This window comes from Murimonas intestini (assembly GCF_024622195.1).
Classification (GTDB): Bacteria; Bacillota; Clostridia; order Lachnospirales; family Lachnospiraceae; genus Murimonas; species Murimonas intestini.
The window spans coordinates 41,064-58,088 of sequence record NZ_JANKBI010000008.1 but is presented as its reverse complement, the minus strand read 5'-3'; the positions used below and the strand labels follow the sequence as shown (position 1 = coordinate 58,088).

The following is a 17,025-nucleotide window of genomic DNA, read 5'->3' as shown; positions in this document are numbered from 1 at the left end:
AAATGGAAGATGAGAAAAAAACGGTTGGATATGAAGATATTATAAGAATGTTAGCGGATAATTACATGAAGTTGGAACAGTCTATTGCTAATCAGATATTATTGAACGTGTCGAACCACTACCCAACGCAGGGGGCTTATAGAGAGAACGTGTGGAAATCTTTGTTTGAAATGATTGTTCCAAAAAAATACTGTATTGAGCAGAGTGTGTTTATTATAGATTCCTATGGAAACAAGTCAAAAGAAGTAGATTTGGCAATTTTTGATGAAATGTATACGCCTTATATTTTTAATTATGGAGAGATTAAATTCATTCCTATTGAAGCTGTTGCGGCTGTGGTTCAATGCAAAAGCAAAAGCGTAGATTATGCTGATGTATCCGGCTGGAGGGAATCCATAGAGGCCCTGTTTACATCTATGGACTCTGTAGCACGTACGGCATCGTCGATGACTGATAATCTCGAGCCAACGCCGATGCCTGTTACCCAGACTGCGACACGTCCAATTATGATATTATGCGCCATAGAACCGATTAATAAGATTTCAGTCTTAATAGAGGAGTTTGATATCATATTGTCAGTGTCGGAAATTGGAGAGGTTAAAAGATTAAATAAATACATAAGAGGAGAAGAGAATTCTTTAAAAGAATGGAATGATTCACTCAACAATGCATTGGAAAAAAAAGATTGTGATAACCAATATATTATTAACGAAAAAGTTCAGCGTAAGAAAAAAAAGAAAATAGTATCTGAGGCACAGAGACCCGAATTTCTTCAGAATTTAAAAGTTGAGAAAATTGATAAGTATGGGCAAAAACACGAAAATGTGCTTCTATCCCTTATCTTTCAGCTAAATCAGCTCCTTATGGTCTTGAACAATCCGATGCTTTTTCCGCATAAAGCCTACGCTGAACGGTTTAATCAGATTTTGAATGAAGTAACGAAAGGAGCAGAAGATGGACAGCAAAAGTAATACATATATTCTGGCAAAGTATGATGTCAGTGGAATCCAGCAATATATATTTGCTACAAACCGGCTTCGGGAGAATGTTGGGGCATCTTTTCAGGTGACAAGAATTTTAGAAGAGTATCTTCCAGAAGCAATTAAGGCAGCAACGGCCCCGCAGCAAGAAAACATAACAGAATCAATAAATGTATTAGACTGGAAAATACAGGATGAATTGAGAATATTCAAAGATGCGAATATCGAAGCTGAAATTATCTATATTGGCGGCGGTAATGCGATGGTATTATTTCGGGACAGAGAGGTATTCCAAAAGGTAAGTCAGAATCTGGGCGAGAAAGTGGCAAGAGGCTGCCAGGGAATTTATCTGGCAGTTGCGTATGTCAACAGTAAGCTGAATAGTTTTAAAAATGATGTAAATGAGTTAGCGAAAAAAATGGCAGAAAATAAGGCTAATATGATTCGTCAGCCAATTTACTCTCCGTTTCCGGTAGTTGAGCAGGACAATTCCAACCATCAGCCTATAACCAGGTGTTTGCGCCATAAGAATGAGGAAGTTGAAAATACTGGGAATATGCAGGCTGTCGAGAATATGACTGAGATGAGGTATCAAAAATGGATGGCATATAGGTGCTCAAGAGCGTCTAAAAACAAAAATTTGTATCCGCAAATAGCGGGGATAGCAGATTATGATTATCCGGTCGATATGGATTCGTTATGCCGGGAACCTGGAAATGACAGTTATATTGCTGTGGTCCATATTGATGGGAATGGAATGGGGCGGCAGATTCAGGAGGTATTGGGGGAGCAGGATGCTTATGAGAAAGCGGTTCCTCTGTTAAGAAAGAAATCAAAGGAAATATCCGGTATTTTTAGAAATACATATAAGGCAGTGCTTATGAGGCTGTGGGAGCATAAAGAACTTTTAAGGACAGACAGCAAAGGGGATATCATATTTCCGTTGAGGCCAATCGTATTAGATGGAGATGACTTTACATTTTTGTGCACGGCGGATTTGGCAATTCCCATTGCAGCGGGATTTTTGAAAAAACTATCTGTGAGTCAGAAAGAAAAGATACAAAAGATAACGGCATGCGCTGGTATAGCTTTTGTGCATAGCCATTTCCCGTTTTATGAAGCCTATCGTATCGCGGAAGAAACTTGTTCCACAGCAAAAGGAAAGTGGTATGAGGAAAAAAAGGGAAAGAAAGGAAGTATGGATAAGAGCTTTCTGGATTTTAGAGTGTTGAAGGGAAGTGAGGCAGGGGGCACTTTAAAACATAGGCAATGGCATATGCGTCCATATAGTGTAGACACTGAAGATCAGAGAATCGAGCTGGATGCTCTGGTCAGATTATATGAGACAATAAAGAAAATGGAAGAGGAATGGCCATCTAACAGGCTTCATAAGATATACCGCGCTATATTGGGCGGAGAAGGTCAGCTGGATTTTTTGGACAGGGAGTTTACTTCCCGCGGATACAGTATGAAGGAACTGATGCAAACGGAAAAATGGAAGGATTCTCCTTTATATGATGCATTGGAGCTTCGGGGATTGTGTAAAGTGGAACTATTGGCAGATTTTTTAGGTTTACAGGAGAAGCAGGTCAATGAAAAAATGGAATCTGAAAATTATTTTGAAAAGTGATTTATGTACAGCCACGGGTGAAGATGCACCGGGCATAATAAATGTTAAGACCGCCTTGGAAAATGGGATTCCCTATATTCCTGCAAAACGGATAAAGGGGTGCCTGCTGGAAGCAGGTATGGAGATGAGGGATAATGGTCTTATTGAGGGGGACACATTAGAAAGAATATTTGGAAAACCGGGGGCAGAACGGACAGAAGGGGTATACATAGGTGATTCTCATTTGCATTCTATCCCACAGTATATGTTTGGAGAAGGAAAAGGGGTTCCTGTTCAAATTGGGGATTATGAACTTTTCCAGTCGGAGATACGGAATTGTCTGGAATCTGAAAAGACTTATTTTGAGGAATTTTTTACAAGAAAGCGTACCCGCACAGCGATAGATACACAGACGGGAACCGCAAAAAAAAATACTTTGCGGACGATGCAGGTGGTTCCGGCCGGAGTTGAGTTTGTAAGTTGTATAGAGGGAGAACTGAATGATAAGGATGAGGCAGTACTGATAAAATGCGCCAAAGGGCTGCGCCATATGGGATTAGGAATCACCAGAGGTTGGGGAGAGGTACAGTGTATATTAGAAGAAGTAACAACAGAGACATTATTGTCAGTTGATTCAAATATAAAAAAGCAGGGAGACTTTACGAAAGAAAAATCAGATATATTCAAAGAATATGACCCAGAAGAGGACGTGGTCATGTCCTATGAGATTTATTTTGATTCTCCTGTGATGATTGACGGAAATAATGATTGCCTTCCGGCAGGTCCGGTGCTGGGGGCGCTGGCTGGAATGTATATCAGAAAATTTTCATTGGGTGCTGATGCCCATAAAGATGAGAATTTCAGCAGAATTTTTCTGCATGATGGTGTACAGTTTGGCTATGGATATTTGAAGCGTAATGATAAGATATATGTTCCATGCCCAAAAGCAATTGCAGAAATGCGGGAGAATGATGGAAATTGGTTTAACATAGAGCAGGACAGGGAGCTGAAAAGGAAGGAATTAAAAGGCCTGGTATGCTGGGAAGGCGAAGAACTGCATATAGCATCTGCCAATAGGGAGATACATTTTCACCACGCTCGTCCAATTGACCGGGGAATTGCCCATGCTCTTAATGACCGGGCAGCAGATAGCAGCATTCCTACAGGAGAGTTTTTTGAGTATACCCCACTGTCGAAGGGCCAGACATATGCAGGAACCTGGCGCGGGAAGGCAAAAGATATCAGGGTTTTAGCTGAATGTCTGCAAGACAATGACTATAGACTGCGGATTGGAAGATCAAGGACAGCTGAATATGGAAATTGTACTTTTAAAATAGTGAGGGTTGATCTGAAAACAAATCAGATTGAACCATCACCTGGCGGGAATGAATGGATGATGTGGCTTCTTTCACCGTTGATTATCAGGGATGAAAAGTCCGGGGATTATACTTTAAAAGAGGTTGGATTAATAAAACAATTAGGGGAAATATTAGGGTGCAAAAAGATAGAATTAAGAAAAATAGCAGGCAGCTGTACAGTGTACAGTGGGTATAATAGCAGATGGGGAATGCCGATGGTATCCTGTCCCGCGGCAGATGTGGGAAGCACATTTTACCTGAAAACAGATCATGAGATACATGCCTGTAAACTTGAAGAAAACAGGTGGGGAGAGCTCACCGGCAGAGGGTGTGGGCAGGTGGCGGTCAGACCGTGGAATAAAGAAGATACAGATAAAATTATTATTGATTCTGACGCAGTTTATAATATAGAAAAGAGTCACAATAGCATTGCTGAAAGGATTATCTGTCTCCGGAAACATCAATTGGAATGTGAATATGAGACGATAGAAGAACTGGATATTGTCAAAATGGATGAACTTCCCCCATCTTCTGCAATCTCATTATTATCTCAGCTGCTGAGAAGTTATGCCCAAAACAAAGATTTTTATGAGCAGATTAAAGAAAAAGTAATGTGCATACAAAAAGAGGATAAAAGGGATAAAATTTTAAAATTGATAGAACCCTGTGAGGGAAAACCATATGAATTTATGAAACTATATCTTGAAAATGCAAAATGGAAAGCGAGGTGCAGGGTAAAGGATGAATGACAGCGCAGAAAAATCTAATAAAATATGCGGACGGATGTGTATAGAAATAACAGGATGTCTCGGCTCTCCATTGTCAGTTGGTTCCGGGGAGCAGGGAGAAACTGATGCGGATGTAATATTGAGCGCATGGGGGGCCCCTTTTATACCGGGAAGCGCCATAGCTGGTTCGCTGCGTGCATACAGTAAGAAACTGGGGTTGGGAAGAGAATCGGATCAGCTTTTTGGCGCACCAGATGATGTAGATCCAGGTTCAGAAAGTGACAGGCAAAGCAGGATATTTTGTTATGATACATTTTTAGAAAAAGTAAAAATGTCTATCCGGGATGGAGTTAAACTAGAAGAAAAGAAGACGCCGCGGCATAAATCAAAGTATGAGATGCAGATTATCGAACGAGGTGCAAAATTTCGAATGAGGCTGGAGATCATTGAGCGTAAAGCCTGTATGGCTGAAAATAAAGACATTCAGAAAGTGTGGAATACGGAACAGACATGGATACGGAGATGGGCGCAGGGATTTGCAGCAGGAGAGTTAAGAATAGGTGCAAAGAGCAACAGGGGATTTGGAAAGCTGGAAATAGAAGAAGTCAGGGTCAAAAAATTCAATATGGAAGTAAAAGATGAATATTTGGCCTGGCTGGACTGGCACTGGGATCATGAGCATGCATTTGAACAGGCAGAATTTATAGATTTCAAAATGAATGAGGAAGAAACGAAAAATTTTCGGGCAGAACATGTTTTGGAAGTACCGCTGAGGATTCCTAATACACTGTTGGTAAGAACTTACAGCGAGACCTTTGGAAAAGCTGAGGATGTTCCGGACTACGGGCAGCTGACAGTAAGCGGAAAGGGAGAGCAGGCAGTGATACCAGGCAGCAGTTTTGCGGGGGCATTTCGCAGCCATATTGCCAAGATTGTAAACGGTATTGCACATCTGCATAGTTGGGAAGAAGCACAAAAAAGGCTGGAACCTTTTTTTGGAACATGGACGGAGGAGAAAAAAAGGGTTGAAAAGCTGGTATCGTCAAGGGTTATATTTGAGGAGGTATTGGTGAATGGCGGTCATAGTTTACCGATAACCAGGAATTCGATAGACCGGTTTACAGGGGGGACAATAAAAGGTGCTCTTTTTGAAGAAGTACCATGGGCAGGTGGAACAGCTTTACTTCGCATCCGGTGGAAAAAAGATAAGGATAAAGAAAGCAATATATACGGCAATATAAGTGATCCCAGCAGTAAAGTAATCTGTGGAATGCTCTTATGGAGCATTAAGGATTTGCAGGCGGGAATATTGTCGATTGGCGGAGAGACAGCAGTTGGAAGGGGGATATTCTGCAGGCCTGATGAGAAGGATTCAGATATTTTGCTGGATGGGAATGCATTGGATGAGAAAACGACACAAGAATATATGCAGATGGCAGCTTCGTGGTGTAAGGGGGGAGAATATGCAGCAGGAGAATAAAATAGTCCCAGTATGTGAAGAAACAGAACATAATGATAAAGGTGTAAAATATAATACTGTTGAAGTGTATGAAGAATTTAACAAAAGTTCGCTTGATGAAGTACATGAACTTGTAAAAAAATATTTTGGAAAGACTACGCCCTGGGTTTATACAGTGTTAGATTTTACAGTTGGGTTTGGGATCTATAAAGATAGCAGTTTTTTTATTTATATGGGCGGTCAGAAGGAATATGTACCATTGGAGTGGGAATATCTGAAGGAACTCCGGGTTTTTGATGTAAACGGAGAACTGCGTCTCGTACCGTTAAAAGGGGGATGGGCTGGTAGATTTCGAGGCTGTATTCCAGAATATAATAATAGTAATGTAAATCCGGAAGAATACATTATCGATGAACAGCAGAAACTTTGGGGGAAAGCTCAAATTTCAGAAAAGATAAACTCAAAACAATGGAGTCTGTTAACTTCTGACAGAGGAACAAAAATATGGGTTCCAATCAATTTAGGAGTACAGCAGGAAGCTGCCCTTTTGGTAAGAAAGTTTATGCGTATCCCAACATGGAATCATCAGGAACTAGTTTATCAAGTGGATATGCGTATGGTGGGATTTGACTATTGGAAAGAGGAAGCCAGGGAAGGAGGGCAGTAAAAAATGGATAAGACATATACATATATAGATACAGATACTACAGCTAGATTTGTAAATCCTTATAATTTTATTCCTTTGGGAGAAGAATGTAGGCGTGATATTCCTAAAACGAATGATCAAGATGCTTTTACAGGCTATTTTGAATGCAGAGTGAAGCTGCTGACTCCACTATTTATTCCAAATACATCTTCATCCGTCAGGCTGTTAACACAGAAAGAATGGGAAAAGGGAAAGCAGGAAAATAAGAAATACAGCGGATATGATTTTTTCTCATATGATGACTTGTCAGAAGAACAGCCGTATATTAGTGACCCGCCCGCACCGCCCTGTAATCCGGTGATTCCAGGCAGTGAGATCAGAGGCGCTGTCAGGAGTGTATTTGAGGCAGCATTTAACGGATGTATGTCATCAGTAGATGAAAACAGGGATATATCCAGAAGATGTGGAGAGGTTAAAAATCCAGGAATCTTATACTGGGATTGTAAAGAGCGCGGGTGGCGTTTAAAATCATGTAATAAAGTAAAACTTCTTGTGGAGCAAAAAGAGGAGCAGAGCAGGGGAAAGGCTAAAGGAAAATTAGTAACCAGAAAAGAGTATGACACTTGGCAAGAAGGACAGAAGATTTGGGTATATATTGATAACAAAGGCGTAGTTTATGATTATGGATTGATTAATGGGAGAAGGAAAACAAAAGGTAAAGAAAACTACGTGTATAGAGAAGGGTATCTTCACAAAGGAGAATACATAGACGGAAAAAAATATGAGTCTGTTTTTTGGGAATCGGGGGGACAAAAGCTGATAAGAGTTCGCAATGAGGATATAGAACTTTTGAAAAAGATATTGAAAGAATATAGGGACAGTACAAAAAATTGTAAGGTTCAAGATGAAAAGTGGTATGAAGAATTTGAAGTACCAAAAGATGGGACACGGATTCTTGTATACTATTCGAAAGACTCAGTAGGTCGTATTTATTTATGCCCGGCATGTATAGGAAGGGAGACATTTCTGAAAACCGTAGGCAGCCTCCTGAAGAGTAATGGAGAGTACCAGCCTTGTAATAGTGAAAAACTGTGTTCCGCATGTCAGATATTTGGCATGATGGAAAAAGCAGAGAAGCCAGGGACATATGCGTATGGCTCGAAGGTCAGGTTTACGGACGCTATGTTAATAAAACCTGTAAAAAATAGCAGTTTTCTGTTTGAAGACCCCATTGTCCTGCCTGAGTTAGCTGAGCCCCGTCCGAGTGCAGTTGAGTTTTATACAGAGTCTCCCTATAAAGAGTATGAAGAGACTGGTGGAAAAGATAAGCAGGGATATTGGACTTATGATTATAAATATCAATATAAAAGAGAAGAGAGAAAAGAAAAGTTTAACGTATCGAGAATGGCTTTGGGGAGAGCGCAGCCCAAACTGCGGGGGCGGAAATATTATTGGCATAAAGATGTGAATATGGACGCTTTTACAGACAATAAAGTAAACGCTATGCAGCAGAGGATACGCCCGATGAAACCCGATACCGAACGAGACTCACAGCCGTTGTTTCAGTTTTGCGTGTACTTTGAACAATTAAATAAAAAACAGTTAGAACAGTTGAAATGGGCGCTTGACTTTGGCAGCCCTGAGTGCGCTCACAAAATAGGAAGAGGTAAGCCGCTGGGATTTGGCAGTGCGCAGATTATAGTTGATAAACTCAATATCCGGGAAATTAACGAAGACAACGGGTGTTGGAAAATAAAGACGATAGGGAAGGATAATAAATTAGATTTTGAAAACTTCTTTAAGTCATCTGGGCAATTTAGTGAAGAAATTCCCAAAGCTTTGAAAATAATGGCTAATTGGGAAAAAAGACCGGAAAATGTTAATTATCCTATAGGAGAGGACAAGACTGTCAAAAGCCAGGGAGAGAATAATGCAGCTGCCTCGCATCAGTGGTTCCGCCTGAATAAAGGAAAAGACAACTTCAAGCCAAATTTCTCAAAAATTTTACCTGCTGCAGAAGATGATGCAAATAACAGATTAAGTCGAAAGAAAGCATTGTATAGACTCATAGAAAAAGAAAAATAAATGTCAGGTGCGAATATGGAGTAAACATAGATTTGCCGAGAGATTCGCACCTGAACAAAGTATAAAAACCTGGAACTAGGTCAAAAGAATTGAATATATTTTAAGAAATAGTTGCATTTTGAGAGAAAAGAGGATAGAATTTAGAAGAAAGGTACAATTTTTATAGAAGAATATTGTATATATTTGCTGTCACTTCCTGTGTGGAAGTGTGGATTGAAATCACCGCATCATAAATACCACGGTGTCCTCCGCAGTCACTTCCTGTGTGGAAGTGTGGATTGAAATTGTCCTGGCACCGATCATATCAGAACTGACAGAGGTCACTTCCTGTGTGGAAGTGTGGATTGAAATATCATGTATTACTTATAACACATATATACAAGCTGTCACTTCCTGTGTGGAAGTGTGGATTGAAATCGTGGCATTAATGCTCTCAGCATGTACTGCCTTAAGTCACTTCCTGTGTGGAAGTGGGGATTGAAATTGGTCGGACTCGTCTGGATTTTGTCCAGACTGAGTCACTTCCTGTGTGGAAGTGTGGATTGAAATTTCCCATTGGCCTTGTAGAATAGGGAGTTGATTGCGTCACTTCCTGTACGGAAGTACGTATAGAACTACTAAGTATTTTTTTAACAATGCACCTTGTAAGCCAATATAACACTTATCTTTGGTGCCCAAGCCGCTGATATGTATATTCATGTGATGCCGCTTTTCTCGAAACCATGCCGGATGGGGGCAGGTGAAGGATGAATCAGGAAGTATAATAAAATACAGAAAAGGTGAAAATATTAAAGTAATAAGAAAACCAAAATAATTCAAAGAGGATGTGTTTGCTGCTGCAAATATGTCCTCTTTTTAGAAAGAGGATATTCTATGGATAATCAAAAAAAGATACCTAATCGGCTGATTAATGAAAAATCACCTTATCTGCAGCAGCATGCATATAACCCTGTGCAATGGCATCCCTGGGGCAAGGAAGCGTTTGAGAAAGCCAGGGTGGAAAATAAGCCTGTTTTTCTTTCCATCGGATATAGTACATGTCACTGGTGTCATGTGATGGAGCGGGAATCATTCGAGAATCAGGAAATAGCCGGGCTTTTGAACAGGGAATTTATTAGTGTGAAGGTAGACCGGGAGGAACGGCCGGATGTGGATTCAGTATATATGTCCGTCTGTCAGGCTATGAATGGCCAGGGCGGGTGGCCCCTGACAATTATCATGACACCCGGCTGCAGGCCGTTTTTTGCAGGCACGTACTTTCCGCCAAAATCCAGATACGGCAGAGCGGGGTTGGAAGAGCTGCTGACTATAGTGGCGGAACAGTGGAAGGAGAACAGAGAAAAACTTCTTGATAAAGCAGGACAGATAGAAGCTTACTTAAATGAACAGGAGAAAATGGCCGTATCAATAAAGCCAGATAAAAATCTGGTGCATAAGGCTTTCCGGCAGTTTGCAGACAGTTTTGATAAAAAGAATGGGGGATTTGGAGAAGCTCCAAAGTTTCCCACACCTCATAACCTTATGTTTTTGCTTGAATATGGAGTGAGAGAGAAGAAGCAGGAAGCATTGGACATGGCTGAAACCACTTTGGTACAGATGTACCGCGGCGGGATCTTTGACCATATTGGAGGAGGATTTTCCAGATACTCCACAGATGAAAGATGGCTGGTGCCCCACTTTGAAAAAATGCTTTATGATAATGCATTGCTTGCCATTAGTTATGTGGAAGCATTTGGCCTGACAGGAAGAAAACTGTATGAATACGCAGCCAGAAGGATTTTTGACTATGTGGAAGCAGAATTGACAGATCCGGAAGGCGGATTTTACTGCGGACAGGATGCGGACAGTGACGGCGTGGAAGGAAAATACTATGTATTTACTCCGGAAGAAGTTGAAAAGGTTCTGGGGAAGGAGGAAGGGCAGGCATTTTGCAGGCGGTACGGAATCACAGTACGGGGAAATTTTGAAGGAAAGAGTATACCGAATCTGCTGGAAAATGAGGACTATGAGAAAGTCTGTGAGGACCAGGATAGGGAAACAAGTAAAAAGCTCTATGATTACCGCATTATGCGGGCACGGCTGCATAAAGATGACAAGATACTGGTATCCTGGAATGGCCTGATGATCTCTGCTTATGCTAAGGCAGGGGCGGTGCTTGGCGAGCCTGGGTATATAGATATGGCAGTACGCTCAGAAGCGTTTATAAACAGATTCCTTGTAAAGGAAGGACGCCTTCTGGTACGCTTCAGGGATGGGGAAGCTGTGGGGGAGGGAAAACTGGATGATTATGCCTGTTATGTCCTTGCACTGCTGGAGTTGTACAGGGTGACTTTTCAGGTGAGCTATCTGGAACGGGCAGCTGTCTGGACGGATATTATGATTCGGCAGTTCTTTGACAAGAAACGCGGAGGATTCTATATAAATGCAAGTGATGGGGAACAGCTCATCGTGAGGACAAAAGAGACTTATGACGGCGCTTTGCCTTCAGGAAATTCTGCTGCTGTCCGGGTGCTGCAGCAGCTGTACCAGATCACTGGGGAGATAAAGTGGCAGGAAGTTCTGGAAAAACAGCTGTATTATCTGGCAGGTGCCATGGATGGGTATCCTTCCGGGCACAGTTATGCACTGTTGACTATGATGAATGTCCTATATCCGGCAAAAGAGCTTGTATGTACTCTGTCATCTGCATGCGGCAGGGAGGAGCGGAAGCATATCATAAAACAGTTGGGATACCTGGCAGAATCAGTGCGGGGACTGTCTGTTGTAGTGAAGAAAGGGGAAAACCAGGAGGAACTTGGCAGATTGGCTCCATTTACAGAAGATTATCCAATACCTGAGGACGGTGCACTGTATTACCTGTGCAGTGGCAGCAAATGTATGCCGCCTTTCTCAGAGATGTCTCAGCTTCTTAAAAAACTGGATGAAGATAAATAAAGTTCCGTTGATTTTATAATCAGTTTATCTTAAAATAATATTTAAGTTCTGAAAAAGGAAGAGGAGGGAAACAGATGAAAGCAGATATCAAATGGCTGGATGACCCGGAGGTTTTCCGGGTCAATCAGCTTCCTGCCCACAGCGACCACAGATTTTTTGCAAATGAGCAGGAGTACAAGTCAGGGCAGAGCTCTTTTTCGCAGAGCCTGAATGGTACATGGAAGTTTAAGTATTCAGAAAATGCAAAAAGCCGTCCGGCGGAATTTTATAAGGAAGAATATGACAGGTCAGGCTTTGATGAGATCCAGGTGCCCGGTCATATTGAACTGGCCGGGTATGATAAGATCCATTATATCAACACAATGTATCCCTGGGAGGGACACAGGTACCGCAGGCCGGCAGGTGTGCCTGATGATCAGCACATGGGAGCAGGGATGTTCAGTGAAGATGATTATAATCCTGCAGGTTCTTATGTGACCCGGTTTGATCTGGATGAGGGACTCATAGGCAAGAGGACAGTCATATGCTTTGAGGGCGTGGAACAGGCAATGTATGTATGGCTCAACGGTAGTTTTGTGGGGTATGCGGAGGACAGCTTTACGCCGTCAGAATTTGATCTGACCCCATACATACGCGAGAAGGACAATCTGCTGGCGGTAGAGGTACATAAGAGAAGTACGGCTGCTTTTTTAGAGGACCAGGACTTTTTCCGGTTCTTTGGAATATTCAGAAACGTGACATTGTTTGCGAAGCCAGAACTTCATCTGGAAGATATGTGGGCAAAGCCGGAGCTTGATCCTGATACGGGAGCCGGATATTTTTCAATGGATATGAAAATCTCAGGAGACGGCGCCTCCATGAAAGAGGGAGCAGGTTCAAAAGTTCATATTGTGCTGAAGGACAGGGAAGGATGCGTGTGCCTTGAGAAAGAAATGGAAGTACAGCCTGAGGTGAAGCTGGGCCAGACAGAGCTAAAGGGAGTAAAGGCCTGGGATAATAAGGAGCCATACCTGTATACGCTGGGCATCACTTTATATAATGAGAAGGGTGAAGTGACAGAGTTTATCCCTTATCAGGTTGGATTCAGAAAAGTAGAGCTGAAGAATAAGGTGATCTGCCTGAACGGGAAAAGACTTGTCATTAATGGTGTCAACCGTCACGAATGGAGTGCCGGGGGCGGCAGATGCATCGGTGCGGATGAGATGAAGTGGGATATGGAGTGTATCAGGAGAAATCATATAAATGCTGTCAGGACATGCCATTATCCTGATCAGATACCCTGGTATTATATGTGCGATGAAGCCGGGGTCTATGTGATGGCAGAGGTTAACCTGGAGTCCCATGGCTCCTGGCAGAAGATGGGGGCAGTGGAACCTTCCTGGAATGTGCCGGGAGACAGTGAAAAATGGACAGGGGCTGTCATGGACCGTGCCAAAAGCAATTTTGAACTTCTGAAGAATCATACCTCCATACTGTTCTGGTCCCTGGGAAATGAATCTTATGCCGGCGAAGCCATAGCCCGTATGAACAAGTATTATAAGCAGCGGGATAATGGACGGCTTGTACATTATGAGGGAGTATTCCACAACCGTAAATATGAAGGCAGGATCTCGGATATGGAGAGCAGGATGTATGCATCTCCCCGGCAGGCGGAAGAATACCTTGCCCAGGACCCCGAGAAACCATTTATCCTCTGTGAATATATGCATGATATGGGAAATTCTCTCGGGGGCCTGAAGTCCTACATAGATTTGATTGATAAGTATGAGATGTATCAAGGAGGCTTTATCTGGGATTTTATTGACCAGGCCCTGTGGGTGGAGGATGAAGTGACAGGAAGACGGGTTCTGCGTTATGGCGGTGATTTTGACGACAGGCCTTCTGATTATGAATTTTCGGGAAATGGGATCGTGTTTGCGGACAGGACAGAGAAACCAGCGATGCAGGAGGTAAGATACTATTATGGATTATACAAATAATAAATTAAAGCTTGTATACGGAGACGTGACCCTGGGAGTGCAGGGCCCGGATTTCCATTATATATTTTCTTATCAGACGGGCGGGCCTGAATCACTTGTGATCCAGGGAAAAGAGTGGCTGTACCGCACACCAAAGCCTACATTCTGGAGGGCGCTCACCGACAATGACAGGGGCAGTAAATTTCATTTACGGTCAGGAATGTGGCTTGCAGCTGATATGTTTATAAAACATGCGGATACAGAAGTGAAGGTAAACGGTGAGGAAATCCCCTTGCCGAAGGCTCCGGCCAACAATCAGTATCATGCAGGGGCTGAGGCGGATTCTGTAGAAATTATTTTCACATATGAGACTATAACAGTGCCCTCCGCTTCAGTTACGGTTTCTTATCTGACAGAGCCGGGTGGAGAGATCCTTGTGTCAGTGCATTATTTTGGAAAGGCGGGGCTCCCTGAGCTTCCGGTATTTGGGATGCGCTTTGTGATGCCGTCCAGAGCAGACGGGTTCTGTTATGAGGGATTGTCCGGAGAGACTTATCCTGACCGTATGGCTGGGGGTATCCGGGGAATCTATGAGACAGAAGGGCTTCCGGTCACCCCTTACATAGTACCCCAGGAGTGCGGTATGCATATGGACACAGGATGGGTGGAGATATACAGGAGCACTGTCCTGGATAACAGGAAAAGGGAATGTTTACAGAGCGGAATCAGGTTTTCGGCAGCAGAAGGGAACTTTGCATTTTCCTGTCTTCCCTATACTGCAGAAGAACTGGAAAATGCCACGCATCATGAAGAACTGCCGCCTGCGAGGCGCACAGTACTGTGCATAGCAGGGGCAGTGAGAGGTGTGGGCGGGATCGACAGCTGGGGATCTGATGTGGAGTCGGAGTACTGCATAGATGCAGGGAAGGATATATGCTATTCCTTCAGAATCGGCAAAGCAGTTCATAAATCAGTCTCCGGGAGCAGTATATAAGCATCTGTACTCGCTTGGAGTGCATCCATAATTCTGTAAAAACAGCTTTGAGTAATAGCTGAGATGATTAAAGCCGCAGGAAAGCGCTATACGTGTAATACTGTCAGCAGTTTCTTTCAGCAGTCCGCAGCTGACCTTGAGCCTGTAAGAATTTAAGAACTCTATGGGCGACTGCTGTAGATAGTGCCGGAAGATCACGCAGCATTTGTTGCGGCAGATATTTCCGGCTGCGGCTATGTCTGTCAGCGATATTTTTTCTGAAAAGTGCTGGTATATATAAGAGACCATATTCTTCTGTATCGCCAGGTCTGAACGGTCTTTGTCAGAGGATGCGGGAGGTATGATCTCGGGATGCTGCAGGATCCTGTTCCAGAAGGCATGCATAATCCCAATGACCTCCATCTCATAACCCGGGACAGACTGCTCCTTCAGAGAGATGATTCTGTCCAGTAGCTGCAGCACATCCGGGAATCCGGTCTCATCAGGTGTATAATGGAGATATTCCAGGTTCTGGTTGTTCAGGATAGGCAGGATATAATCCTGATAAAGTGATTTGTTTCCGGTAAATAAGTTGGGATGGAACAGAATGCAGGCAAAATCACAGTCCGTCTTGTCGGAGGCATAGCCATAGTGCATCTGGCGCACATTTACCATAAGGCAGTCATTTTCATTGAGAAGGATACTCTTACCATTCACATAGTAATTCATTTTTCCGCTGAAGACACGGATGAACTCCAGGTCTTCATGCCAGTGGCATAGTGCACGCATATTTGGATAACTGGATAACCTGGCATTTCTTATATAAAGAGGAACACCTGAACGGTCATAGTGAACGATTTCAGAGTCGTCCTTCATGATTTCTAATTCTTTCATATTCTGCACCTTGCTTTTCTTTCAACAAAAATCCCCGCTGGCATAAAAAAATACGATAATTACAAAAAACAGGGATGATTATGGTAGATTATAAGAGTAATAAATAATATTATTATATCATGGCTGAAAAAAGAGCACAATATTACTTTGGTGTGCAGACGCGGCCCACGGAAATATAAATCAGGAGGATAAATAAATGGATAATATTGAAAGAAGAGATGCAGGTCTTGCATACATATCAGATGAAGCAGTTATGAAGGAGCAGATGAAGTGCCGAAAGATACTCCAGAAGCTCAACACAGCTGACAGATCGGACTTTGATGCAATTGCTGAAATAATTAAAGAGCTTTTGGGCAAGTCGGAGGAGGCATTTATAAATCCGCCGTTTTACTGTGATTATGGCTCACATATTGAGGTAGGGAAAAATTTCTTTGCAAATTATAATTGTACTATTATTGATGTGGCAAAAGTAAAGATTGGGGATAACTGCCAGATGGCTCCAAATGTGTCTGTCTATACGGCTGGTCATCCTGTACATCCGGCGGCCAGGAATACCCTGTATGAATATGGGATCGAAGTGACCATAGGTGATAATGTGTGGATCGGGGGAAATACAGTAATACTTCCGGGTGTGCATATCGGAAGCAACACAGTAATCGGGGCCGGGAGTGTGGTGACGAAGGACATCCCTGACTGGGTGATAGCCGGGGGAAATCCCTGCAAAGTCATAAGGAAAATTACTGAGGAAGATATAAAATATTATTATAAAGACAGGGAATTTGATGAGGAAGCCTGGAAGGCTGTGGAGGCAATGACGGAAAAAGGAAACAAATAATAAAATCAGATGATTTTAGCGTGATTGCGTGATAAAATAATAGGTGGCAGGAAGCGGCTCTGCCGGGATGTCCGGGAAGTGCCAGATTGCCTGTCAGGAGGTAAAACTATTGTCAGATAAAAAGATCGTATCATGCGAAATAGAGATCACGCTGAAGGTGATGGGAGGCAAATGGAAGCCCCTGATCCTGCATTTTCTCCAGCATCAGGGGACAAAAAGGTATAATGAGATACTGCGGTTTCTGGGGACAGCCCCGAAAAAGACACTCACAGCCCAGCTTCGGGAGCTGGAGGAGGACGGAATCATAGACAGGACAGTCGTACCTACTGTACCTGTCCAGGTGGAGTATTCTGTTACTGCCCTGGGGCAGACTCTTTTCCCTATCCTGAATCTGATGTGTGACTGGGGATATGCCAACATTGGGGAGAAGTATGAGCTGACTCATGCAACCTGCAATGATAAGGGGAAGGTAACTATTCAGCAGGCCTGTGCATTTACTGCACAGACCGTAAGAAAATGATTCAAGTGTGCAAAAATCTCATCGCCGAAGGCGATTTTAAATGGAT

Annotated in this window: 12 protein-coding genes and 1 CRISPR repeat array; of the genes, 11 read left to right on the top strand and 1 reads right to left on the bottom strand. The window is 42.8% G+C overall.

Annotated features, from left to right (window positions below; translation table 11 throughout):
- The first annotated feature begins 2 nt into the window (after positions 1-2).
- The 9 genes from NSB28_RS12960 to NSB28_RS12920 all read left to right on the top strand — a co-directional run bounded on the left by NSB28_RS12960 (position 3) and on the right by NSB28_RS12920 (position 14,751).
- A complete protein-coding gene (locus NSB28_RS12960) occupies positions 3-971 on the top strand; it encodes a DUF6602 domain-containing protein (protein WP_109625752.1) in 969 nt (322 codons plus the stop codon).
- Positions 955-2,610: a Cas10/Cmr2 second palm domain-containing protein gene (locus NSB28_RS12955; RefSeq protein WP_109625751.1), complete on the top strand. Its 1,656-nt coding sequence runs from the start codon at positions 955-957 to the stop codon at positions 2,608-2,610. The genes NSB28_RS12960 and NSB28_RS12955 overlap by 17 nt, the downstream gene beginning before the upstream one ends.
- Positions 2,573-4,696 carry an RAMP superfamily CRISPR-associated protein gene (locus NSB28_RS12950; RefSeq protein WP_109625750.1) on the top strand — a complete coding sequence of 708 codons (2,124 nt, stop codon included), beginning with the start codon at positions 2,573-2,575 and terminating at the stop codon, positions 4,694-4,696. Before NSB28_RS12955 ends, NSB28_RS12950 begins: the two co-directional genes overlap by 38 nt.
- Positions 4,689-6,155: an RAMP superfamily CRISPR-associated protein gene (locus NSB28_RS12945; RefSeq protein WP_109625749.1), complete on the top strand. Its 1,467-nt coding sequence runs from the start codon at positions 4,689-4,691 to the stop codon at positions 6,153-6,155. The genes NSB28_RS12950 and NSB28_RS12945 overlap by 8 nt, the downstream gene beginning before the upstream one ends.
- Complete coding sequence (gene csx19 / locus NSB28_RS12940; RefSeq protein WP_109625748.1) at positions 6,139-6,801, top strand: type III-D CRISPR-associated protein Csx19; 663 nt, start codon at positions 6,139-6,141, stop codon at positions 6,799-6,801. The genes NSB28_RS12945 and csx19 overlap by 17 nt, the downstream gene beginning before the upstream one ends.
- Positions 6,802-6,804: 3 nt before the next feature.
- Positions 6,805-8,865 carry a TIGR03986 family type III CRISPR-associated RAMP protein gene (locus NSB28_RS12935; protein WP_109625747.1) on the top strand — a complete coding sequence of 687 codons (2,061 nt, stop codon included), beginning with the start codon at positions 6,805-6,807 and terminating at the stop codon, positions 8,863-8,865.
- A gap of 188 nt (positions 8,866-9,053) precedes the next feature.
- A CRISPR array of direct repeats spans positions 9,054-9,414; the repeat unit is 32 nt; unit sequence GTCACTTCCTGTGTGGAAGTGTGGATTGAAAT.
- Positions 9,415-9,738: 324 nt separating this feature from the next.
- On the top strand, positions 9,739-11,799 hold the full coding sequence (locus NSB28_RS12930) for a thioredoxin domain-containing protein (protein WP_109625746.1): 2,061 nt from the start codon (positions 9,739-9,741) through the stop codon (positions 11,797-11,799).
- A gap of 74 nt (positions 11,800-11,873) precedes the next feature.
- Positions 11,874-13,778: a glycoside hydrolase family 2 TIM barrel-domain containing protein gene (locus tag NSB28_RS12925; RefSeq protein WP_109625745.1), complete on the top strand. Its 1,905-nt coding sequence runs from the start codon at positions 11,874-11,876 to the stop codon at positions 13,776-13,778.
- Positions 13,762-14,751, top strand: coding sequence for a beta-galactosidase small subunit (locus NSB28_RS12920; protein ID WP_109625744.1), 990 nt, complete (start codon positions 13,762-13,764; stop codon positions 14,749-14,751). The genes NSB28_RS12925 and NSB28_RS12920 overlap by 17 nt, the downstream gene beginning before the upstream one ends.
- Here the strand turns inward: NSB28_RS12920 and NSB28_RS12915 are convergent.
- Positions 14,728-15,624, bottom strand: coding sequence for an AraC family transcriptional regulator (locus NSB28_RS12915; RefSeq protein WP_109625743.1), 897 nt, complete (start codon positions 15,622-15,624; stop codon positions 14,728-14,730). The genes NSB28_RS12920 and NSB28_RS12915 overlap by 24 nt on opposite strands.
- Before the next feature lie 196 nt (positions 15,625-15,820).
- Here NSB28_RS12915 and NSB28_RS12910 point away from each other — a divergent pair, with 196 nt between their 5' ends.
- Both NSB28_RS12910 and NSB28_RS12905 read left to right on the top strand, forming a co-directional pair.
- On the top strand, positions 15,821-16,459 hold the full coding sequence (locus NSB28_RS12910; RefSeq protein ID WP_109625742.1) for a sugar O-acetyltransferase: 639 nt from the start codon (positions 15,821-15,823) through the stop codon (positions 16,457-16,459).
- Between the two features lie 109 nt (positions 16,460-16,568).
- Positions 16,569-16,979, top strand: coding sequence for a winged helix-turn-helix transcriptional regulator (locus NSB28_RS12905; protein ID WP_109625741.1), 411 nt, complete (start codon positions 16,569-16,571; stop codon positions 16,977-16,979).
- Positions 16,980-17,025: the final 46 nt, after the last annotated feature.